General features: G+C 45.7%; 16 protein-coding genes. 6 read left to right on the forward strand and 10 right to left on the reverse strand.

The genetic code is table 11. The features are described 5' to 3' along the window. From H8K52_RS03725 to H8K52_RS03760, 8 genes are all read right to left on the reverse strand, one after another. A partial coding sequence (locus H8K52_RS03725; RefSeq protein WP_186921546.1) for a hypothetical protein occupies positions 1-501 on the reverse strand: 501 nt, incomplete at its 3' end. Positions 502-982: 481 nt separating this feature from the next. Continuing rightward, a complete protein-coding gene (locus H8K52_RS03730; protein WP_186921549.1) occupies positions 983-2,191 on the reverse strand; it encodes a ribonucleotide-diphosphate reductase subunit beta in 1,209 nt (402 codons plus the stop codon). Between the two features lie 146 nt (positions 2,192-2,337). Next, the gene (locus tag H8K52_RS03735; RefSeq protein ID WP_186921550.1) at positions 2,338-5,259 is read right to left on the reverse strand and encodes a ribonucleoside-diphosphate reductase subunit alpha; all 2,922 of its coding nucleotides are present in this window, start codon (positions 5,257-5,259) and stop codon (positions 2,338-2,340) included. A 647-nt stretch (positions 5,260-5,906) separates the two neighbouring features. Beyond that, positions 5,907-6,530, reverse strand: coding sequence for a 1,6-anhydro-N-acetylmuramyl-L-alanine amidase AmpD (gene ampD, locus H8K52_RS03740; RefSeq protein ID WP_186921552.1), 624 nt, complete (start codon positions 6,528-6,530; stop codon positions 5,907-5,909). Beyond that, a complete protein-coding gene (locus H8K52_RS03745) occupies positions 6,514-7,989 on the reverse strand; it encodes a sigma-54-dependent transcriptional regulator (RefSeq protein WP_186921554.1) in 1,476 nt (491 codons plus the stop codon). Before H8K52_RS03745 ends, ampD begins: the two co-directional genes overlap by 17 nt. Continuing rightward, complete coding sequence (locus H8K52_RS03750) at positions 7,986-9,725, reverse strand: two-component system sensor histidine kinase NtrB (protein ID WP_186921555.1); 1,740 nt, start codon at positions 9,723-9,725, stop codon at positions 7,986-7,988. Before H8K52_RS03750 ends, H8K52_RS03745 begins: the two co-directional genes overlap by 4 nt. Before the next feature lie 17 nt (positions 9,726-9,742). After that, positions 9,743-10,039, reverse strand: a complete 297-nt coding sequence (locus tag H8K52_RS03755) for a PP0621 family protein (RefSeq protein WP_186921557.1) — start codon at positions 10,037-10,039, stop codon at positions 9,743-9,745. Continuing rightward, positions 10,036-10,845, reverse strand: a complete 810-nt coding sequence (locus H8K52_RS03760; protein ID WP_186921559.1) for a cytochrome C assembly family protein — start codon at positions 10,843-10,845, stop codon at positions 10,036-10,038. The genes H8K52_RS03755 and H8K52_RS03760 overlap by 4 nt, the downstream gene beginning before the upstream one ends. A 316-nt stretch (positions 10,846-11,161) precedes the next feature. Between H8K52_RS03760 and H8K52_RS03765 the strand changes: the two genes are divergently transcribed. From H8K52_RS03765 to rlmF, 4 genes are all read left to right on the forward strand, one after another. Beyond that, the gene (locus tag H8K52_RS03765; RefSeq protein ID WP_186921561.1) at positions 11,162-13,324 is read left to right on the forward strand and encodes a S46 family peptidase; all 2,163 of its coding nucleotides are present in this window, start codon (positions 11,162-11,164) and stop codon (positions 13,322-13,324) included. 258 nt (positions 13,325-13,582) lie between these two features. Beyond that, positions 13,583-14,941, forward strand: a complete 1,359-nt coding sequence (gene ffh, locus H8K52_RS03770; RefSeq protein ID WP_186921562.1) for a signal recognition particle protein — start codon at positions 13,583-13,585, stop codon at positions 14,939-14,941. A gap of 659 nt (positions 14,942-15,600) precedes the next feature. Then, a complete protein-coding gene (locus H8K52_RS03775; protein WP_186921564.1) occupies positions 15,601-16,008 on the forward strand; it encodes an SWIB/MDM2 domain-containing protein in 408 nt (135 codons plus the stop codon). Between the two features lie 177 nt (positions 16,009-16,185). After that, positions 16,186-17,175: a 23S rRNA (adenine(1618)-N(6))-methyltransferase RlmF gene (gene rlmF / locus H8K52_RS03780; protein ID WP_186921566.1), complete on the forward strand. Its 990-nt coding sequence runs from the start codon at positions 16,186-16,188 to the stop codon at positions 17,173-17,175. 349 nt (positions 17,176-17,524) lie between these two features. Here the strand turns inward: rlmF and H8K52_RS03785 are convergent, their stop codons facing one another. Further along, complete coding sequence (locus H8K52_RS03785; protein WP_186921568.1) at positions 17,525-18,160, reverse strand: lytic transglycosylase domain-containing protein; 636 nt, start codon at positions 18,158-18,160, stop codon at positions 17,525-17,527. A gap of 11 nt (positions 18,161-18,171) precedes the next feature. Further along, positions 18,172-19,914 (reverse strand): proline--tRNA ligase, encoded by a 1,743-nt coding sequence (locus tag H8K52_RS03790; RefSeq protein WP_186921569.1) that lies wholly within the window; start codon positions 19,912-19,914, stop codon positions 18,172-18,174. A 500-nt stretch (positions 19,915-20,414) separates the two neighbouring features. Here H8K52_RS03790 and H8K52_RS03795 point away from each other — a divergent pair, with 500 nt between their 5' ends. Together H8K52_RS03795 and H8K52_RS03800 are read left to right on the forward strand one after the other, a co-directional pair. Then, positions 20,415-21,089: an RNA pyrophosphohydrolase gene (locus H8K52_RS03795; protein ID WP_246464258.1), complete on the forward strand. Its 675-nt coding sequence runs from the start codon at positions 20,415-20,417 to the stop codon at positions 21,087-21,089. A gap of 2 nt (positions 21,090-21,091) precedes the next feature. After that, a complete protein-coding gene (locus H8K52_RS03800) occupies positions 21,092-21,640 on the forward strand; it encodes a CNP1-like family protein (protein ID WP_186921570.1) in 549 nt (182 codons plus the stop codon). Positions 21,641-21,722: the final 82 nt, after the last annotated feature.

The raw sequence follows: 21,722 nt of genomic DNA on the forward strand, positions 1-21,722 counted from the left end.
CGCCGCTACTTTTGCCGCTGGCTTCGCTGCTGCTTTTTTCGCTGCTGGTTTTGCCGCTACTTTTGCCGCTGGCTTCGCTGCTGCTTTTTTCGCTGCTGGTTTTGCCGCTACTTTTGCCGCTGGCTTCGTTGCTGCTTTTTTCGCTGCTGGTTTTGCCGCTACTTTTGCTGCTGGCTTCGCTGCTGCTTTTTTCGCTGCTGGTTTTGCCGCTACTTTTGCTGCTGGCTTCGCTGCTGCTTTTTTCGCTGCTGGTTTTGCCGCTACTTTTGCCGCTGGCTTCGCTGCTGCTTTTTTCGCTGCTGGTTTCGCCGCTACTTTTGCCGCTGGCTTCGCTGCTGCCTTTGCCGCAGCTGGTTTAGCTGCTGCTTTTACTGCTGGTTTAGCTGCTGCTTTTGCTGCTGGTTTCACTACTGCCTTAGTCGCTGCTTTTGCTGCTGGTTTAGCTGCCGGTTTCGCCGCAGGCTTAGCTGCTGCTTTCTTGGCTTCTTTTGCTGTTGCCATTTTGTTTCTCCTTCACGTTAGTCGGAAAAAATCAGATTAAAGTTAAAATCCGCTCGCGTTCTTGTAAGCGGATTATTCATCGGCACAAACATGACTTCTGGTTGCGCTAATGAATTCGGCACCGATCTCTTACAGCGCGAAAAGGCTAATAAGGAGATCATATGGCTTTGTCGTTTGCCCTTTTTTTGTTCTTAATATTAGGCAGACCTTAACGATTTATGACAACAGCCAAAACACTAATCGTAAAGATTAGCGTCGGAATTCTTGTATCAATGAGCAATGACAATCAAGCTGGGAGTTCGACGCTCCAAACACAAAAGCGCAACATCCAACCTAGCTGGAGTCGCGCTATAAAATTTTACTACATCGAATGAGTCTAAACAGTTCATTCAGTTTTGCGAAGCCTTTCTTGTTCAATCACTTTTTCCATATGCTGATCATCATACGGAATTTATCTTGAACATGGTCGACTACAAAAAATTTATTCCCAATTGAGCGCACCGCCTGTTTGATATTCGATGACACGGGTCTCAAAGAAGTTACGCTCTTTTTTCAGATCGATCATCTCGCTCATCCACGGGAAAGGATTTTCTTCTTGTGGGAACAAAACATCAAGTCCGATTTGTTGCGCGCGACGATTTGCGATGAATCGTAAATAGCCTTTAAACATTGGCGCATTCAAGCCGAGCACTCCTCGCGGCATTGTATCCTCTGCGTAACGATATTCCAACTCTACCGCACGCAAAAACAACGATTTAATTTCATCGCGAAATGCAGCGGTCCACAAATGTGGATTTTCCATTTTGATGGTGTTGATCAAATCGATTCCGAAATTGCAGTGCATCGATTCATCACGCAAGATGTACTGGTATTGTTCCGCAGCGCCCATCATTTTATTCTGGCGACCAAGCGCGAGAATTTGTGTGAAGCCAACGTAGAAGAAAAGACCTTCCATTAAACACGCAAAAACAATCAATGAACGCAATAGCGTTTGGTCCGCTTCGATAGTGCCCGTCTTGAATTCCGGGTTAGTCAGCACATCAATAAATGGAATCAAAAACTGATCTTTATCGCGAATTGATTCGACTTCATTATACGCATTAAAAATTTCTGCTTCATCTAAACCAAGTGACTCAACAATGTACTGGTATGCATGCGTGTGGATCGCTTCTTCAAACGCTTGACGCAATAAATACTGACGGCATTCTGGTGCCGTGATGTGACGATAGGTACCGAGCACAATATTATTTGCAGCCAAAGAATCTGCAGTCACAAAAAATCCGAGGTTACGTTTTACTAAACGACGCTCATCTTCTGTCAAGCCGTTTGGATTTTTCCACAGCTCGATATCGCGCTGCATATTGATCTCTTGCGGCATCCAGTGATTCGCACAACCTGCCAAATATTTATCCCAAGCCCACTTATATTTAAATGGTACTAACTGATTCACATCGGTCTGGCCGTTGATGATACGCTTATCAGCAGCATTCACGCGACGCCCGATATCTTCGGCACTCACAACAACTGGCTTGGTTACCAAGGCTGGGTTCAACGCCACATCTTGGGTTTGCTGACGAGTTTGATATTGATCAAACGCTGATTGTGCAGCTGTTCCAGTCGATGTCGCTGGCTGTACTGCCGGACGTGGTGCTGGTGCCGCCGGAGCGACTTCATCATCCCATGAAAGCATGTGATATTCCTTACTATGTTAATTAAAAAGCTGATGCATCAGCATTAAGCATTTACATCACGCATTGGTATTTTTTATTTGTGAAGTTTTGTTAAATACCTGATCTGAGTCGCTACACGTTGATGTCGTAGCGACTCCGCGACTATTTATTGACAGGCTTCACACTCTTCAAAACCTTGATCACCTGGACGCAAATAACATGCGGCACCGTCAGCTTCCACAGCGGATGTCGCTGCGACTTCTGCGCCCGCTGCATAGCCGCTGTGACCACCATCAACAGACACCGCGTTCAATGCGCCAGTCTTACTTGTCGATTTCTCAGTGTGCGTTGCACCTATCGTACGCAAGTAATAAGTCGTTTTCAGTCCACGCAACCACGCTAACTTGTAGGTCTCGTCGAGTTTTTTACCAGATGCGCCTGCCATATAGATATTCAAAGACTGCGCTTGGTCTATCCATTTTTGACGACGCGAAGCTGCTTCGACCAACCAAGTCGGACTTACTTCAAATGCGGTTGCATACAATTCACGCAAATCTTCTGGGATACGGTCGATTTTCGCCAAGCTACCATCGAAATATTTCAAGTCGGAGATCATGACATCATCCCACAATCCACGATCTTTCAAGTCACGCACCAAGTGCTCGTTAATCTCGGTGAACTCGCCAGACAGATTCGATTTCACATACAAGTTTTGGTAAGTTGGTTCGATACATGCAGAGACACCAATAATATTAGAAATCGTCGCGGTCGGCGCAATCGCCACGCAATTGGAGTTGCGCATACCATATTGCTTAATACGCTCACGAACGATGCGCCAATCCATGGTTTCTGAACTATCCACTTCCAGATAGCCGCCACGCTCTTGCGCCAATAATTTTACAGAATCTTGTGGCAAGATGCCGCGATCCCACAAGGAACCAGTATAAGAACTATAACGGCCACGTTCTTCAGCTAATTCTGTAGAAGCCAAATAAGCGTAGTAGCACACCGCTTCCATCGATGTATCAGCAAACTGCACTGCATCCATAGTGGCGTAAGGAATACGCATCATATGCAAACAATCTTGAAAGCCCATGATACCCAAACCAACCGGACGATGGCGCAAGTTGGAATCACGCGCTTTTTTCACCGCGTAGTAATTGATATCGATTACGTTGTCTAACATACGCATTGCCGTTGTGATCGTGCGCTTGAGCTTTTCGTGATCGAGCTTGCCATCTTTTAAATGTGCAGGCATGTTCACAGAACCCAAATTACAAACAGCGATCTCGCTGTCGTTGGTATTCAAGGTAATCTCTGTGCACAAGTTGGAGCTATGCACGACACCGACGTGTTGTTGTGGTGAGCGAATATTGCATGGGTCTTTAAATGTGATCCATGGATGACCTGTTTCAAACAACATCGACAACATCTTGCGCCACAAATCTAAGGCCGCAATTTTTTTTGACAACTTAATTTCACCGGCGGCGGCTTTTGCTTCGTATGCGGTGTACGCCTCTTCGAAAGATTTACCGAACTTATCATGCAGATCAGGTACATCCGATGGTGAGAACAAAGTCCAGTCACCCTTCTCCATCACACGCTTCATAAACAAATCTGGAATCCAATTAGACGTATTCATATCATGCGTACGGCGGCGATCATCGCCCGTATTCTTACGCAACTCCAAGAATTCTTCGACGTCCATGTGCCAAGTTTCGAGATAAGCACAAACCGCGCCTTTACGCTTACCACCTTGATTTACAGCTACAGCTGTATCGTTGACGACTTTCAGGAACGGCACTACGCCTTGGGATTTACCATTCGTACCTTTGATATGCGCACCCAAAGAGCGAACTGGCGTCCAGTCATTACCCAAACCACCAGCGTATTTCGCTAACAAGGCATTTTCTTTAATCGCTTCGTAAATACCATCGAGATCGTCTGCCACTGTCGTCAGGTAACAAGAAGACAATTGCGAACGCTGGGTACCACTATTAAATAGCGTCGGCGTAGAGCTCATGAAATCAAAGCTCGACAACAAATTGTAAAACTCAATCGCACGCGCTTCACGATCGATTTCATTTAAGGCCAGACCCATTGCGACACGCATATAAAACGCCTGTGGCATTTCGATACGGATATCGCGAATGTGGAGGAAGTAACGGTCATACAAGGTTTGCAAACCAATGTAACCAAATTGCAAATCGCGATCAGCAGTCAGCGCGTTTGCCATTTTCTTCAAATCGAACTGTGCTAATTTGGCATCCAACAAACCGGCTTCGATACCTTTTTTGATGAATTTTGGGAAGTACTCTACATATTCATCAGCCGCATCTTTTTGCGCAACTTCTTTGCCAAACACTTCTTTACGCACTGTATGCAACAATAAACGAGCCGTTACCTGACTGTATGCAGGCTCTTTCTCCATCATGGCACGGGCCGCCAAAATTGCCGATTTATGCAACTCCTCAACTGGCACGCCGTCATACAGATTTTTCAAAGTTTCGATCAGAATGGCTTCTGCATCGACTAATTTTTCCAATCCTACGCAAGCCGCAGAAATCAAAGCACGCACTTGTGCCACTTCTAATACTTGGGGCTTTCCGTCGACGATCACATGAATTTGTGGCACAGCAGCGTGTGGCTTACCTGCGGCCTGCGCTTCCAACTGTTGACGACGTTCATCCATGCGTTTGGCACGATACAAAACATAAGCCCGTGCGACGTCATGTTCACCTGAACGCATTAACGCTAACTCGACCTGATCTTGAATGTCTTCAATATGAAACGTGCCGCCATTAGGTTGGCGGCGCATCAGTGCAGTGACGACGCTGAACGTTAAATGTTCAACCAATTCACGGATTCTTGCCGATGCTGCCCCCTGACCACCATTGACTGCTAAAAAAGCCTTAGTCACGGCAATTGAGATTTTTGAAGGCTCAAACCCAACTACCGCGCCATTGCGACGAATAATGCGATAGTCGCTAAAGTTCGCTGTTGGCGCATGTGTATTCGCAGACAAACTCGCTTGTGCTGCGGCAGCATCAAATGATTGGGATGAGGATATTTCTATTGAAGAGTGCATTTCGCCTCCAGGTTCAGGGTCTTATTAAGGGTCTTTTTTAACTAAGTAAGATGAAGATTGCATTCGTGCTGCTAAAGGCTGACAAGGTAATCAACCCCATTTCAACTTCTACTTCTGCTAATACACATCTCGTCTGCTCAATGCCAACAATCAACGACAATACTTACCCAATCGTATTCAATATTTTTGGGTAAGTTCGAATTCGTAAGACGATTAATTCAGCATAATCACATGAAGATGTGAGAAAAAATAATTTTGGGAAACATTCCAAAAAACACTAGATCTAGTGTGTTTATTTTTATTTGCCCTAATTCTAGTGTCTCAAGTGACTAAGCGCAACCGCTTTTTTAAGCCAGCACCGGATATATTTCGTTCTAGGGGCGCGCTTCCATTTGACATTAGAGAGCGCACAAAAGAATGCGGATCGCAGCGTGAGTGAACACTAACCCAGTCTGCCGAAAACTTAAGCAAATTAGAAAGTGCGGCCGCGAAAATAAAGAACAATTGAATCTCGACAAAACAGAAAATGATAAAAATAAGCCACAGATAGACACTATCTATAGCTAGTTTTCTATTTTGAGCGGGAAAAGAATTGTGATGAAATTGGATCGTCAGGCTATTTACCCAAGGTTGTCATTCAAGACGCGTTAATCGACGTCCTCGATTATTGGCGCCTCAATTAGCCAACCGGGCAAACTTTGCTGGTATCGCGACCAACTAAAAAAAGGACCTGGATCCGTTTTACGTCCAGGTGCAATCTCTTCATGCCCAACAATGTGGGACAAGGGAAAGTGTCGAATCAGGCATAGACTCAATTGCGAGAGACTGGAGTATTGCGCATCCGTAAATGGGGTGGTATCGCAGCCTTCTAACTCGATACCGATAGAAAAATCGTTACAGCCATCCCGACCATCAAAATGCGAAAGACCGGCATGCCAGGCGCGTGCTAGTGTCGAGACGAATTGAAGAACTTGTCCATCACGCCGAATTAAAAAATGACTGGACACCTGCAAACCGCGCAAACTATTAAAACTAGGATGAGCATCACAATCGAGTTGATTTTGGAATAAATCGAGAATGTAATTGTCACCGAACTCACCCAACGGCAAACTGATATTGTGAATCACCAATAAATCGACTGGCATATCCGCCGGGCGTATCCCAAAATTAGGCGACATCCGAACCTGAGCTTGTCGACACCAGCCCTGGTCATCAATCGCCCACGCATCAGCAGGATCTTGTGATGAAAATGGCTTAGTCCGAGTCAACATCGCAAATTTTTAATTTCTGAATTGAATATCGCAATTGGCGAAAACTGACGCCCAGCAATTCCGCTGCTTGCGTTCGATTATTGCGGGTTTTCACCAGCGCAGCACGAATCACCTCACGCTCAATTTGCTCTAGATATTCCGGTAGGACGCACGGCAATGCTGGCGCTGAAAAGACAGATATTAGTGGATCAGTTTGGGTCTCGACCTTATTCTCCAAGGATGCAGTAGCTGCGTTATCGGTCAACTCGTTGGTCGCTACTGAACCTAAAGTCCCACTAGCACGCAAGCCTAGATCAATCACGTCAATGCAACCATCATTGGCGAACGCTGCCGCCCGCTCCAAAATATTTTCAAGTTCCCGTACGTTGCCAGGAAAATCATATGCCTGCAAAGCCGACAGGGCTGCCTGATTTAAACTAATTGGATATCCAGGTGTCGCCAGTTTTATCAAAATACATCCAGCTAATTCACCAACATCGCTGAGTCGCTGACGCAATGGCGGCAATAATAATTCAATGACATTCAAGCGATAATAGAGATCTTGTCGAAACTTACCAGCACTCACACAGGCTTCAAGGTTTTGATGAGTAGCGCTCAATATCCTGACATCAACCGCCTCTTCCACCGTAGCGCCGACCTTGCGCACCCGGCGTTCCTGGATCGCCCGCAATAATTTTACCTGCATTGCCAAGGGTAAATCGGCGACTTCGTCCAACATCAAGGTACCGCCATTTGCCGCCTGAAAGAAACCATCCCTATCATCGTTCGCGCCTGTGAATGCCCCTTTACGGTAGCCAAAAAATTCCGCTTCCATCAGAGCTTCGGGAATCGCGCCACAATTGACAGCAATAAACGGTTTGTCTGCTCGCGCACTACTTCGATGAATTTCGCGCGCAGCCAACTCCTTACCACTGCCTGACTCACCAGTAATAATCACTGGCGCCATACTGCGTGCCAGGCGACTAATTTGTGAGCGAACATGCTGAATTTCGATTGATTGCCCAATTAAGAACGAAGGACTAGAAGGCTTGGCAGAAACGATCGCCACTTCCTCTACAGGCTTCACATTCTGCATCTGCAAAGCAGAGCGCACTAATTTTCTCAGTTGATCTAAAGCCACGGGCTTAGAAACATAATCAAATGCCCCGGCTTTCAAAGCAACCACAGCGTTGTCCGCACTACCAAAAGCGGTAATCACTGCGATCGGCGTCGCTTTATGGTGGTTACTGACTTCTTCTACCATCTCCAAACCTGAACCATCAGGCAAGCGCATATCCGTCAACACCAAAGAATAAGTATACTTGACCAGATAACGGCGCGCGACTTCCAGCGACTCCGCGGTATCGACCTCCAACCCCATCTTAATCAAAGTAATTTCTAATAATTCACGTAAATGGGCTTCATCATCAATCACTAAGATGCGAGGCGTATTTCCACTGTGCGGTTCGATTGGACTCATGATTTTTCATTCGAAGAGAAATTAATCACAAAGCGCCCACCAGGCTCTATGCCATAGGTAGAAGTTTCATCATTTCGGTATTCGTAATCGAGCACGGCGTGATTGTTGAGACAGAGTTCACGTGCCATGTACAAACCCAAGCCTGTGCCTTTGCTCGACGTTGTGTAAAAAGGTTCGAACAAATGTGACCGAACAAGAGAGGACATACCAGGACCATCATCTTGTATATGCAGCTCACGCCGATTACCTGACGATATCTTGATAATTAAGCGTATGCATCCGGGCTTGCCGCTGGCATAGCGCACAGCATTTGAGAGTAAATTGGTAATCACTTCATGTAAATGACCGGGATCAAAAACGATATGAAATCGCCCAGTGTCACTCATATGTATCATTTGTTCAGAAATACCACGAGTCTCGACGAACTCTTGCACGATACTTCTTAATTCATCCATCAATAATGTCGGCGTCAAATTCATTTGCGCTTTACGCGACAACTTCAAAATATCCTCGATCAATTGATTCAGCCGCGCCACATTATCTTCGACAATTTTCAACAAGCGTCGTGCTTGAACCTCATTGTGAACATCCTCGCCTAACAATGAGGCTGCGTAGGAAATTGACGATAGAGGATTGCGTACTTCATGGGCAATACTGGCTGTTAAACGCCCCATCGATGCCAACTTTAACTGCTGCGCTTTGTTTTCTAACTCCGACACGTTTTGCATAAAAATAATCGTGCAAGGTGTCAAATGAATATCCAAATGCGCAAAATCATTTTCATCAATCCGCACGAAACGCAGCTTTAAATGTGTCGCCGCCTCGTGTGGCGCTTCTGTCGCCGAATAGCTAGTACTCTGACTACGCTCTTCAACATAATGGCGAATTGTCACAAAAGACGCGCCTTCATTGCGCAGCCAAGTGGTCGTATCTGGACGCAGACCATCTGTCCAAGCTTCTAGGGCGTGTGCAATCGGCTCCAGACTATTAATTTGATTTAATCGTAGTTTATGACTAGCAGAATAACTCAGCTTGGCAATGCCCAACATGCGTTCTGCGGCGGGATTCGATTCAAATAAATTTCCATCTTGATCGATAACTAGCACGCCATCTTCCATATCGGCAATGACAGTCCGGTTGATTGCCTGCTGCAAGGCCAGCTCATAGCCACGTTGATTGGCAAGTTCTTCTTGTCCGATTAAATTTTTGGCTAATCGATTTAAAACATAAACGACAGCGAAGTAAGCTGCACCATATAAACCCGCCTGCGCAACAATATTGCTATCTTCATTTTGTAGAACTTGATAGGTATTCACCAATAGCAAAAATAGCGACACTGCCGAAACAAAGAACAATGCCAACAGCATCGGGGCCAGAATGCCTAGGCCAGCAAGTGGGAATAGGTACAGAATCACTAAACCACTTTTACTACCACCTGCACCGACATACAGCAAAGAAATCACCACAAGATCGATGCTAACTTGCACCACCAACTGCAATAAAAAACGCTGCTGCCACTTTAATTTCAGAACAAGAAAGCCCAAAGCAAGCAACAAGTAACTGACCGCTAGCGTACGCAAGAGCGTTGGTTCAAATAACCAATTATCGGTGAATGCTTTAAAGCTCAGAGACAGTAATAAGGCAAGAGAAACTAGTACCCTCGAAAAATTGAAGGTCTGCAGCGAACGCCATAAAGTCGAACTGATGTCGGTATTTCTGACGTCGTGAGTGATCATTGTGCCATCAGTATTTATCAATTTTTATTGGCGGCATCTGCATGCTCTTGGCTGCAATAATGTTTCGCAGACCGCGTCACTGCTTCAGAAGCAGGGAAATAGATCTGACAGTGATCACAAGCGAGCATCGCTTCAGCTTGCCCTGATGGAGTTCCAGCATGATGAGGCGCCCCAGGAGCTTGTCCAAACGGCCCATCACTCCATTGCGAAGCATCTGACTGCGCAGAGTTCGCAGGTGGCTTATTCGTACGTATACTTTTTCGTATGGCCAGATACACCAATATAGCCAAACCCAACCACATCAACATTCTCATAAGGCGCTCCGATGTAATAACACTTCCAACACAAAGCGACTACCCACATAGGCAAGTAAAAGACTTAAAAACCCGAACAAAGTAATTCGCAATACCGCCTTACCGCGCCACCCACGCCACTGACGCCCAGCCAAAAGCACGGCAAACAAGCACCATGACAGCAAGGACAACACGGTCTTATGATCCCATTTAAAGGCCACGCCTAAAAACTGCTCGGAAAAAATCACGCCAGATAAAACCGTTAGACTCAACAGCACAAAACCAAGCGTCACTAATAAAAACAGGATGTGTTCCATCTTCAATAGTGCCGGTAAGCGATCCAATGCTTTTTCCAACCATGACTGAATTGGCTTACCGCGCGTACGATGTAAATGTAAATCCTGTACATACATGACCAATGCGTGGAAAGCCGCAATCGTCAAGGTACTATAGGCGAGCAAGGCGACCCCAATATGCCAGGGAAACATCGAAGGCTTATCAACTAAATGCACCAAGCTACCAGGAAAAACAAGCGGTAATAAAGCTGTCACTGCCGCCTGTGGCAAGATCAAAACCCGTAGACCATCGAGTGAAAAATTTCTATTTTCCACTAGATATACAAGTACTGACACCCAAATCGCCGCTGACCACATCACTGCAAAACCAATGCGGAAAGCATCGACTGCATATACGCTTAAGCCTAAGGCTAAACCATGAGCACACCAAGCAACCGCAGTCAAACCCAGAGCCAATGCTTTACGGGTATCTGGAATAAATGGACAGACCGCATACATGAGCGCTGCCGCTATCGATAAATAAATTAACATGACCCAAGTTTACACTATGTTGAGCTTATTTTTTTCGCTTTGTGATTAACGCAATTCTGTATTCACTGACAATCAGTCAATCGGGAAAGCAAAAAAACTAGAAAGGCGACTTGATCAAAAAGATCCGCCATGGAAACTTTATACCTCTCAATTACAACAGGCCAGCACTTAAGGTGAAAAGCTTGCTCTAAGCACTTGACTAAGAAAGATCGCTTCTAGATACTGCGAAGCACTCAAGAACCTGGCTGTAAAGTAAAGATAGCCTTGGATATAATGGGTAGTTTAAAAACATGTAGCCTTTTTTGCAGGAATTAAAATGAAAAAATCACTTTTCGCTTTAGCCGCACTCACTCTCACCGGCGGCTTTGCGCAAGCCGATGAAGGTATGTGGATGCCGCAACAGTTACCACAAATAACTAAACAACTCAAAGCAGCGGGTCTTAAATTAGATCCAAAATCCTTAACTAAGTTGACCGAATTCCCTATGGGTGCGATTGTCAGCTTGGGTGGTTGCTCTGCTTCATTTGTTTCCCCTCAAGGCTTGGTTGCGACCAATCACCACTGCGTCTATGACAGCGTGGCACGCAATTCAACACCAGAACGTGACTTGCTGGCGAATGGCTTCCTTGCAAAAACTTTGGCAGAAGAATTACCAGCTGGTCCAGGCTCACGCATTTTCGTCACGACTGAAGTGACCAATGTCAGCGATAAAGTGATCACGGCAGACGTCGCCAAACTGGTTGGCAAGGCACGCGTTGATGCGATTGAAAAAAATCAAAAAACCATGATCGCTTCTTGTGAAAAAGAAGCTGGTTATCGTTGCAGCATTCCTACTTTTTACGGCGGACTAGAATTCTATCTGATCAAACAGATGGAAATCAAAGACGTACGTTTGGTACACGCACCAGCCGAAGGCGTTGGTAAATTTGGTGGTGACACCGATAACTGGATGTGGCCACGTCACACTGGTGATTATGGCTTCTACCGCGCTTACGTCAGCAAAGACGGCAAGCCAGCAGAATTTAGCAAAGACAATGTCCCTTACGTTCCTAAGCACGTCTTGAAATTAGCAAAAGATGGCTTGAAAGAAGGCGATTTCGTCATGGTATTGGGCTATCCTGGCCGTACGAACCGTCATCGTTTGCCGACAGAGATTTCTTACACATTTGATTTCGACTATCCAAATTTCGTCAAAAATTCTGCAGAAACTTTGGCGATTATCGCCGCTGAAACCAAAGACAATAAAGACGCGAGTTTGAAATATGCTGGTATGGTTGCTGGCATCAACAACTACTACAAAAACCGTCAAGGTATGTTGGATAGCTATGCTGGCAGCGATATCTTGGAACGCAAAACCAAAGAACACGCTGATTTGAAAGCTTGGGTCAATTCCAATCCTAAGACCAAAGCAGAATACGCTGCTGACATCGAGAAGATTGAAGAAATCTACGCAAAGCGTGATGCTACAGCGAAGAAAGAATCTTATTTAGCGTCTTCTTCTCCACGTTTCTTGTCCACTGCGCGCACTTTGTATCGCTTGGCTCATGAAAAAACCAAACCAGATGCAGAACGTCGCGCTGGCTTCCAAAATCGTGATCTGCCACGCTTCAAAGCCACCGTTGATGGCGTAGAACGTAGCTACGATGAGAAAGTCGACAAAGCTTTGGTGTTGAACAGCTTAGTTAAATATGCAGCATCACCGGCAGCGGAGCGCAATGCCAACTTTGATAATGCGATGGGTATCAAAGACGGCATGAGCAAAGATCAATTGAAAGCCTTGCTGGATCAAATGTATGCTGGCAGCCAATTTGGTGACAAAGCAGTTCGCTCTGCTTGGTTGAATAAGTCTGTTGACGAATTCAAAGCAAGTAACGATAGCTTCATCAAAGCAGCTGTTGCGATGTACGACGAAAGCATGAAGCGTGAAGCAGCTGATTTGGAATCTGCTGGTATTTCTCAAAAGGCCTACGCTAGCTACATGAAAGCAAAAATCGCTTACATGAACAGCAAAGGCCAAGCAGTTTATCCAGATGCGAACAGCACTTTGCGTGTGACTTTCGGTAAAGTCGCAAGTCGTCCATTTGGCGCAGATGGTACAACTTGGACTGCATTTACGACTGTCAAAGGTATTACTGCAAAAGCGACTGGCACTGGCGAATTCAATGCTCCAGCCAATCAGTTAGCAGCAATCAAAGCCAAAGACTTTGGTAAGTATGTCGATCCGATCTTGAAGACAGTTCCAGTCAATTACTTAGCCACTTTGGATATCACTGGCGGCAATTCAGGCTCAGCAGCTTTGAACTCCAAAGGCGAATTCATCGGCTTAGCATTTGACGGCACTTTAGATTCCATCATCGCTGACTGGGATTACAACAAAGCGTCTAGCCGCTCTATCCAAGTCGATTTGCGCTTTATGCTTTGGCAAATGAAACATGTCGATAAGGCAGATAACTTGTTGAAAGAAATGGGCGCGGAGTAAGCAGCTTAGCTCTAAGTCAAAAAACTGAAAGCCACGTTGATTGAGTTCAACGTGGCTTTTTTATTTGCACAAACACCATAAAAGCTGACGATCTGCCCATAAAACCCGCTAGACATCGAAGGAAACGCCCTCGTTTCGAGTAAAATACGCGCTTATCTAAATCGGTGTAGCGTTCGCAAATCCGGTTGCAAAAATTTCATGGTGCCGCAACGCAGCATCACTGTTGTTATCAAATAGAAGACAAATAGAAGGTTTACTATGCTCGACAATCTGACCCAGCGTCTCGCCAAAGTCGTCAAGACCATGCGCGGTGAAGCGCGTTTAACTGAATCGAATACCGCCGAGATGTTGCGCGAAGTGCGTATGGCTTTACTGGAAGCCGACGTTGCCTTGCCAGCCGTGCGTGAATTGATCGCCCGCGTCAAAGAAAAAGCGATGGGTGAAGATGTCATCGGTTCTTTAACCCCAGGTCAAGCCTTGGTCGGTGTCGTACAGAAAGAACTGGCATCACTGATTGGTGCAGATTTAGGCGAAGGTGCTTCTGAACTGAACTTCGCGACACAGCCGCCAGCAATCATACTGATGGCAGGTCTGCAAGGTGCAGGTAAAACCACGACCGTTGGTAAGCTCGCTTTATATCTGCGTGAAAAGAAAAAGAAAAAAGTCTTAACCGTCTCTGCCGACGTATATCGTCCCGCAGCGATCGGTCAGTTAGAGACGGTGACCGCGCAAGCAGGTGCGGACTTCTTTCCGACTACCATCAATGACAAACCCGTCAATATCGCTTTAGCTGCGCTCGATTGGGCAAAGAAACATCATCACGAAGTGTTGATTATCGATACCGCGGGTCGCCTCGGTATTGATGAAGCCATGATGCAAGAAATCGCTGCCGTACATGCAGCGGTGAAACCTATCGAAACCTTGTTCGTGGTTGACGCCATGTTGGGACAAGATGCCGTCAATACAGCGAAAGCCTTTAATGATGCATTACCTTTGACTGGTGTGGTTCTTACCAAACTCGACGGTGACTCACGCGGCGGTGCAGCTTTATCGGTACGCCATGTCACAGGCAAACCAATTAAGTTTGCAGGTGTTTCTGAAAAACTTGATGGCCTCGAAGCCTTCGATGCCACCCGCATGGCAAATCGTATTCTCGGCATGGGCGATATTCTCGCTTTAGTTGAGTCTGCCCAAAAAGGCATGGATGTCGAAGCGGCGAAAGGCCTGGCAGAAAAAATCAAAGTCGGCGGCAAGTTCGACATGAACGATTTCAAAATGCAGTTAGGTCAAATGAAGAACATGGGTAGCTTATCGAGTTTGATGGATAAATTACCAGCGCAATTTCAACAAGCCGCCAGCGGCGCCAACATGGACAACGCGGAAAAGCAAATGCGCCGCATGGAAGGCATCATCAATTCCATGACACCACTAGAACGCGCCAAACCGGAGCTAATCAAAGCCTCACGCAAGCGTCGCATCGCCACTGGCGCCGGTGTGCAGATTCAAGAAGTCAATCGCATGCTCGCGCAGTTTGATCAAATGCAGAGCATGATGAAAAAACTGAAGGGTGGTGGCATGATGAAAATGATGAGAGGTCTCAAAGGCATGATGCGATAGGCGTCATATAAATCCAATTCTGGGGCGCATTGCGGCGTTGCGCCTCCTCGCAATACCTGAGTATTGCTCTGGGCCGCGCCTTGCACTGCATCCCCATAATTGAATTTCTAAAGCCGCCTATTTATTCACCTTCCGATTCCCAAGCAACTTATCGATATCCTCTCGGAACCTGAGTATTGCTGTGCTTGGCGCCTAGCGCGACATCCCTATAATTGAATTTCTGCAGGCAAATCACTTTGCTGTTTTTTAAAAAAATCAAAGTCGACCGTTGAATGTCGTAGGTTGGAGCTGAACGAAGTGAAGCCCAACATAGTTTGATTATCTCGTTTACTTCGTGTCTTGAATTCCTCTTCAAACATCACATCATTTCTCATTAAAAATACCCTCTTGTTTTGCCTCGGCATCTCTGTATCTCCGCGTTGAGAGGTTTTGATTTTCCATTTTTCAAGACCCAATTTCCTCGACAACAAACCCATCATTTTCTTCACTCTGCAGGGGAAAAACGACATTTTCCCCTCTGAAAACCACGTCTCTCATGATTTCTCACACTTTTTTCGCAAAAAGCAAAAAAAAACACTTGCATCACTCTGTAATCAGCACCACTATAAGCACTGCGTGAAATGGCGCATTTTCCAAGACAATTGTGAAGGAGCCTCGATATGGCAACAGCACCAAAAAAAGCAGCAGCAAAACCAGCAGCGAAGCCTGCCGCGAAAGCAGCAGCGAAACCAGCAGCAGCAAAAAAACCAGTAGCAAAAGCAGAAGCGAAACCTGCAGCAAAGCCAGCTAAAGCAGCAGCGAAGCCAGCAGCAGCACGTAAGCCAAACGCTGCTTTCATGAAGCCTATGACTTTGTCTCCAGTATTAGCAGCGGTAATCGGCGCAGCACCAATGCCACGTACTGAAGTAACAAAAAAAATCTGGGAATACATCAAGAAGCACAAGCTGCAAGATGAAGCAAACAAACGCAATATCAATGCGGATGACAAATTGAAAGCCGTTTTCGGTGGCAAAGCACAAGTCTCCATGTTTGAAATGACGAAACTCATTTCTGGTCATCTGTCCTAATCGGATTTGATTTCCATATTGCTTTGGGCAATTTCTGGGATGTAAGTCTTACTTCCCAAACCCAAACAAAAACGCCCGCATCGCGCGGGCGTTTTTGTTTGTTAAGAACAGTGAATAACGTTCTCAGAGGATATAAAAATCTCTTTGTATACCACGACATTTTTTATAACATCTCCCATGCCGAGTCCAACACATAAGCCGCAAAAAAACCCTAAGCAAACGGAATTCCATCCGCGCAATCGGCATCAGGGTCAATATGATTTCCCTGCACTAATCGCAGCAGATCAAGCGCCCGATGTTAGTGCACTCAGTCGCTTTGTTCGCACCAATCCTTATGGCGATATGAGTATTGATTTTACTGATGCCAATGCAGTCAAAGCACTGAACCGTGCTTTGCTCAAGCTTCATTATGGAATCAATCATTGGGATATTCCTGAACACTATTTGTGTCCGCCCGTACCAGGTCGTGCGGATTATATTCATGGCTTAGCCGATTTACTAATCGCCGCGAATCAAGGCAAGTTGCCCAAGAAAAATAGTGTACATGTCCTGGATATTGGGACTGGTGCAAATGGCATTTATCCACTAATTGGTAGTCGAGAATACGATTGGAATTTTGTTGCTACTGATATCAATCCTAATTCGCTTACCAATCTGCAAAACATCGTTCAAGCCAACCCACAACTGCTAACCAAGATCGAACTACGTCATCAGCAAGATCACGATCGGATTTTTTACAATATCGTCCACCAGGATGAATGGTTTGATCTGAGCATGTGCAATCCGCCATTTCATACCTCTGCGGCAGAAGCACAAAGCGGAACTGACAGAAAATGGCAAAACCTAGGGAAAACGACTAATCAGACAAATACAGCTTTGAATTTTGGCGGACAAGCAGCGGAACTTTGGTGCCCTGGCGGTGAACTGCAATTCATTTCCAAAATGATCGAAGAAAGTCGACAATTTTCTTCCCAATGTTTTTGGTTTAGCAGCCTTATCTCAAAATCCGTGAATGTGGATCCGATCAAAGCCAAACTAAAACAAACTAAAGTGCTACAGCATAAACTAATCACAATGCGGCAAGGAAGTAAGGAAAGTCGTTTCGTCGCTTGGACATTCCTCACACCAGTCCAACAGGCGGCTTGGGCTAAATTACGTTGGCGCTGAACGTCGTGCTGTCGAAAATTGACTTTAATAGTGGGTATAAATTTCACACGTCAAGCGCCGTTTCCCGCTCGACTGATCAACCGATGTTTCATTTCTTTTAGCTAGCAAAGAGGAGGAACACTAGTGAAGTACCGATAGCCCGAGCATGCTCGCAGGATTTTCTGATCTTATTTAAATGTCGTCTCTTACTCGACTGTCACATCATGCTTGTTTCGATCTAAGATCATTTTTCTGCTTTAGACGGATTTTCCGCAATCAATATGAAAATGTATTAGGTCCTGTTAAATCGTAGCTTCTATATTTATTAGGCCACCATGAATCTTGAGTGTAACTTTTCTTTGATTTTTACCTATCCTTCAAATTCCCACTTTTTCCAATTAGCCAGCACAGCATTCGGATATTCGGCGCGACCACGGCTGCCGTTATAGCGCCCCAAAGCCAAATACAAATTGCCGCCCTCCATATCGATATACATGCGCAAAATCGAACATCCATAGCGCAAGTTCGTTTGCATCTGGAATAATTTTTTAGGATCACCGTCGCCGACTACGCGCGACCAGAATGGCATGACTTGCATGAAGCCACGTGCACCGACTATGGATACTGCGTATTTTTTGAATCCCGATTCGACTTGCATCAAGCCGAGCACCAAGCCAGTATCCAAGCCCGCGCGTTTGGATTCGTACCAAACCGTTTCTAGAAACTCTAAGCGGGTTTGCTTATCCGGTATGCGGCGTTTTAAGCGATCTGACATTTCACCTAACCAATGCAGATATTTGATGCGGTCTTCTATCTTGTCGAAAGTCGGTTTCGGTGGGCGTGGATCGGCCACCAGCTTGGCGAGTGCTAGTCTAACGGAATCGGCTATCGCTTCTTCTTTTTGATTGCCTGCGTTCGCAAGCGATGACAGCGTGAGTAGCAGCGCAAGAAGACAAACGCGAGTTTGTTTTTCAAAGAAACAAACTCGCGCTATTGCGTTCAACATGAACTTCATTCTTAGGATGACTTCGCCTGCAATTTAGCAGTGAGGAAACTGAACATATCTGCAACCGCAACATTGCTCGCTTCGGCATCACGACGACCTTTGTATTCCAGATTGCCTTCTTTTAAGCCACGATCACCAATCACGACGCGATGTGGCACACCGATCAATTCCCAATCAGCGAACATCGAACCTGGGCGCAAATCACGATCATCTAACAAGACGTCGACACCAGCAGCCATTAAATCTGCATACAGTTTTTCTGCCTGCTCCTTGACCGCTGGACTCTTCTCCATGCCCATAGGACAAATTACGACTTCAAACGGCGCAATTGCGGTTGGCCAGATGATGCCTTTATCATCGAAATTTTGCTCAATTGCCGCACCCAAAATACGGGTAATACCGATGCCATAACAGCCCATTTGCAATAACTGAGGCTTACCGTTTTCATCAAGAAAAGTCGCTTTCATGGATTCGGAATAGCTAGTGCCGAGCTGGAACACGTGGCCCACTTCGATACCGCGTTGAATTGCGAGCACGCCTTTGCCATCCGGTGACGGATCGCCTGCGACCACATTGCGCAGGTCAGCAACCAGTGGTTCCGCCACATCACGTCCCCAGTTAGCACCGGTAAAGTGGAAATCTTCTTCGTTCGCGCCGCAGACAAAGTCGCCCATCATCGCCACGGTGCGATCTGCCACCACTTTGACCGGCAACTTGGTATTCACTGGGCCGAGGTAACCTGGCTTAGTACCAAAATGTTCGACGATTTCATCCTCTGTTGCGAATCGGTAGTTCGCTAAGCCTGGTACTTTGCTCGCTTTAATTTCGTTCAATTCATGATCGCCGCGTATCAGCAATAACCAGACTTGCTTGGTAACTTTATCTTTCTCTTCAGTCTCAACTGTCAAGACGATAGACTTCACCGTGTTTTGCAAAGGGATATTCAAGAGCTCAGCAACCTCTTCACACTTGGCTTTGCCTGGCGTTGCCGTTTTCGTCAATGCTTGTGTTGCTACTTGGCGAGCATCAAACAAGGACAAGGCTTCTGCTGCTTCCATATTCGCGGCGTAATCCGAAGTTGGGCAATATACCAAAGCGTCTTCACCGGTTTCGGCAATCACGTGGAATTCATGCGAACCCGTTCCGCCAATCGCACCGTTATCCGCCGCGACGGCGCGGAATTGCAAACCGAAGCGATTGAAAATACGGACATAGGCGTCATACATATTTTGATAAGATTTTTTTAGACCATCTAAGTCACGGTCAAAAGAGTAAGCATCTTTCATCGTAAATTCACGACCACGCATCAAGCCGAAACGTGGACGACGCTCATCACGGAACTTGGTCTGAATATGATAAAAATTCAGCGGCAATTGGCGATAAGACTTAATTTCTTGACGCGCCACGTCAGTAATCGCTTCTTCAGAAGTCGGTTGAATGATGAAATCACGACCATGACGATCTTTCACGCGCATCAATTCAGCGCCATATTTTTGCCAGCGACCGGTTTCTTGCCATAATTCAGCGGGTTGCACCACGGGCATCAACATTTCAATTGCGCCAGAACGATCCATCTCTTCGCGTACAATTTTTTCAACTTTACGGATGACACGCAAACCCATAGGCATGTAGTTATAAATACCAGAGCCGAGACGCTTGATCATCCCAGCGCGCATCATTAGTTTATGGCTGACGATTTCGGCGTCGGCTGGAGCTTCTTTTAAAGTGGAAATGAAAAAACGTGTAGCGCGCATGACTTAATTCTTTTCAATAATGGAGGTTTGGAATGACATCAAAATGTTGCCAGCATTGCGCAGCAAAATTCAGGCCTAACTCTGACAAGGAGCGCCATGATTTATGAAACAACAACGCGTGAACTTTTTTGTTGAAGTCCTAGGTTATAATCACCTCAATTTTAAAGGATATGCTGGCTCATGCGCTCACTCTTTGCATTTTTGATGATGGTTTCGACTGCTTAATTGCATTTTTCTCGCTCAAACTCAGATTTTTATCGGTATTTTCTACAAGTCCTGAGTTCCCAGTGTCAAAAATTTCGCCAGTCAAAAATAAAGAATGAGCCCTGACCACGTTTGGGAATAATTAACAATTCGTTTAGGGATACATAAATTCTCGCTGATATCAATCAGTGCTGGAATTTTTTGGTGCGGCTTATTTTTCGTAAATAGAAAAAATTTGTCGCCGGCAAGCCTGAACGATAGTAAATGAATTCCCAAGAAATAATTGGGGTTATACCATGTTGGATCGTGAAGGCTTTAGGCCTAACGTAGGCATTATTATGCTGAACGCCAATAATGAAGTCTGGTGGGGCAAGCGGGTGCGCGAGCATTCTTGGCAGTTTCCACAAGGCGGCATTAAATACGGCGAATCGCCGGAACAAGCAATGTTCCGCGAACTAGAAGAAGAAACTGGCTTACTTCCCGAACATGTCAAAATCTTGGGTCGTACCCGTGATTGGCTGCGCTATGAAGTGCCGGATCATTTCATTAAACGCGAAATTCGTGGTCATTACCGTGGGCAAAAACAAATCTGGTTTTTGCTACGAATGGTCGGGCGTGATTGCGATGTGAATTTGCGTGCCAGCACGCATCCTGAATTTGATGCTTGGCGCTGGCATGACTATTGGGTACCGCTTGATACGGTGATCGAGTTTAAGCGTGGTGTCTATCAAATGGCTTTACAAGAATTATCTCGATTCTTGAATCGTCCTGAGGGACAACGTAAGCCTTTTCATCAAAAACGCAGGCATCTGGAAGAAAAAACAGGTACGGCCAACACTTCTGAAATGAGTAAGTCTGCACCATTAATACTAGATGTAAGTACCACAGTTGAAGTCACTGTTAACATCGCGATCGAGACGAAAATGCCTGAACAGAAATCTGAGATTGAGATCCCCAATAAAGAAGGTTAACCATGCAATTGCACACATCGCTCCGACTTCCCCAATGCAAGCTGCAAGCAATGCTGCGCCGCTGCGGTCTGTGCTTTTTCCTGATGATACCCATCATTTCCTACGCTCAGGAGAATGATGAAAAAATTATCAAACCTTGGGTAGATAGCCCAGTCAATTTACCAGCCGCACCAGCAACCGAAAATTTATTGCGTTTTTACAGCAATGACAATCAAAGTTTCTTCATTGATCACAAGTCCATCAGCATCGTCGCCGATGGCAGCTTGCGTTACACCTTAGTTTCTATTAGTCGGTCCGGTGCAAAAAATGTCAGCTATGAAGGCCTACGTTGCGACAGCAAACAAAAGCGCTTATTTGCCTTTGGGCGTGCTGATGGCTCTTGGTCGAATTCACGTCGCAATGAATGGGATAGTTTCAGCAATGACGGCGTGAATAAACAACACAGTAGCCTTGCTTGGGATTTTGCTTGTGAAGGCGGCAGTCTAGCCGGTACTGTTGAAAATATTGTTCAACGTATTCGTCACAATCAATCATTACGGCAGTTTCACTAATCTGCATTAGTCATGGATTGAGGATATAAAAAAGCCCGATAGATTCAGATTCTGCCGGGCTTTTTCTTTTATTCAAATCAAA

The organism is Affinundibacterium seohonense (assembly GCF_014284305.1).
Lineage (GTDB): Bacteria > Pseudomonadota > Gammaproteobacteria > Burkholderiales > Burkholderiaceae_D > Undibacterium > Undibacterium seohonense.

What these genes read in the sequence shown, in the direction of transcription:
- H8K52_RS03730 (WP_186921549.1), bottom strand. Translation starts at nt 2,191, where the DNA reads ATGCTTTCATGGGATGATGAAGTCGCTCCGGCGGCACCAGCACCACGT.
- H8K52_RS03735 (WP_186921550.1), bottom strand. Translation starts at nt 5,259, where the DNA reads ATGCACTCTTCAATAGAAATATCCTCATCCCAATCATTTGATGCTGCC.
- ampD (WP_186921552.1), bottom strand. Translation starts at nt 6,530, where the DNA reads ATGTTGACTCGGACTAAGCCATTTTCATCACAAGATCCTGCTGATGCG.
- H8K52_RS03745 (WP_186921554.1), bottom strand. Translation starts at nt 7,989, where the DNA reads ATGAGTCCAATCGAACCGCACAGTGGAAATACGCCTCGCATCTTAGTG.
- H8K52_RS03750 (WP_186921555.1), bottom strand. Translation starts at nt 9,725, where the DNA reads ATGATCACTCACGACGTCAGAAATACCGACATCAGTTCGACTTTATGG.
- H8K52_RS03755 (WP_186921557.1), bottom strand. Translation starts at nt 10,039, where the DNA reads ATGAGAATGTTGATGTGGTTGGGTTTGGCTATATTGGTGTATCTGGCC.
- H8K52_RS03760 (WP_186921559.1), bottom strand. Translation starts at nt 10,845, where the DNA reads ATGTTAATTTATTTATCGATAGCGGCAGCGCTCATGTATGCGGTCTGT.
- H8K52_RS03765 (WP_186921561.1), top strand. Translation starts at nt 11,162, where the DNA reads ATGAAAAAATCACTTTTCGCTTTAGCCGCACTCACTCTCACCGGCGGC.
- ffh (WP_186921562.1), top strand. Translation starts at nt 13,583, where the DNA reads ATGCTCGACAATCTGACCCAGCGTCTCGCCAAAGTCGTCAAGACCATG.
- H8K52_RS03775 (WP_186921564.1), top strand. Translation starts at nt 15,601, where the DNA reads ATGGCAACAGCACCAAAAAAAGCAGCAGCAAAACCAGCAGCGAAGCCT.
- rlmF (WP_186921566.1), top strand. Translation starts at nt 16,186, where the DNA reads ATGCCGAGTCCAACACATAAGCCGCAAAAAAACCCTAAGCAAACGGAA.
- H8K52_RS03785 (WP_186921568.1), bottom strand. Translation starts at nt 18,160, where the DNA reads ATGTTGAACGCAATAGCGCGAGTTTGTTTCTTTGAAAAACAAACTCGC.
- H8K52_RS03790 (WP_186921569.1), bottom strand. Translation starts at nt 19,914, where the DNA reads ATGCGCGCTACACGTTTTTTCATTTCCACTTTAAAAGAAGCTCCAGCC.
- H8K52_RS03795 (WP_246464258.1), top strand. Translation starts at nt 20,415, where the DNA reads ATGTTGGATCGTGAAGGCTTTAGGCCTAACGTAGGCATTATTATGCTG.
- H8K52_RS03800 (WP_186921570.1), top strand. Translation starts at nt 21,092, where the DNA reads ATGCAATTGCACACATCGCTCCGACTTCCCCAATGCAAGCTGCAAGCA.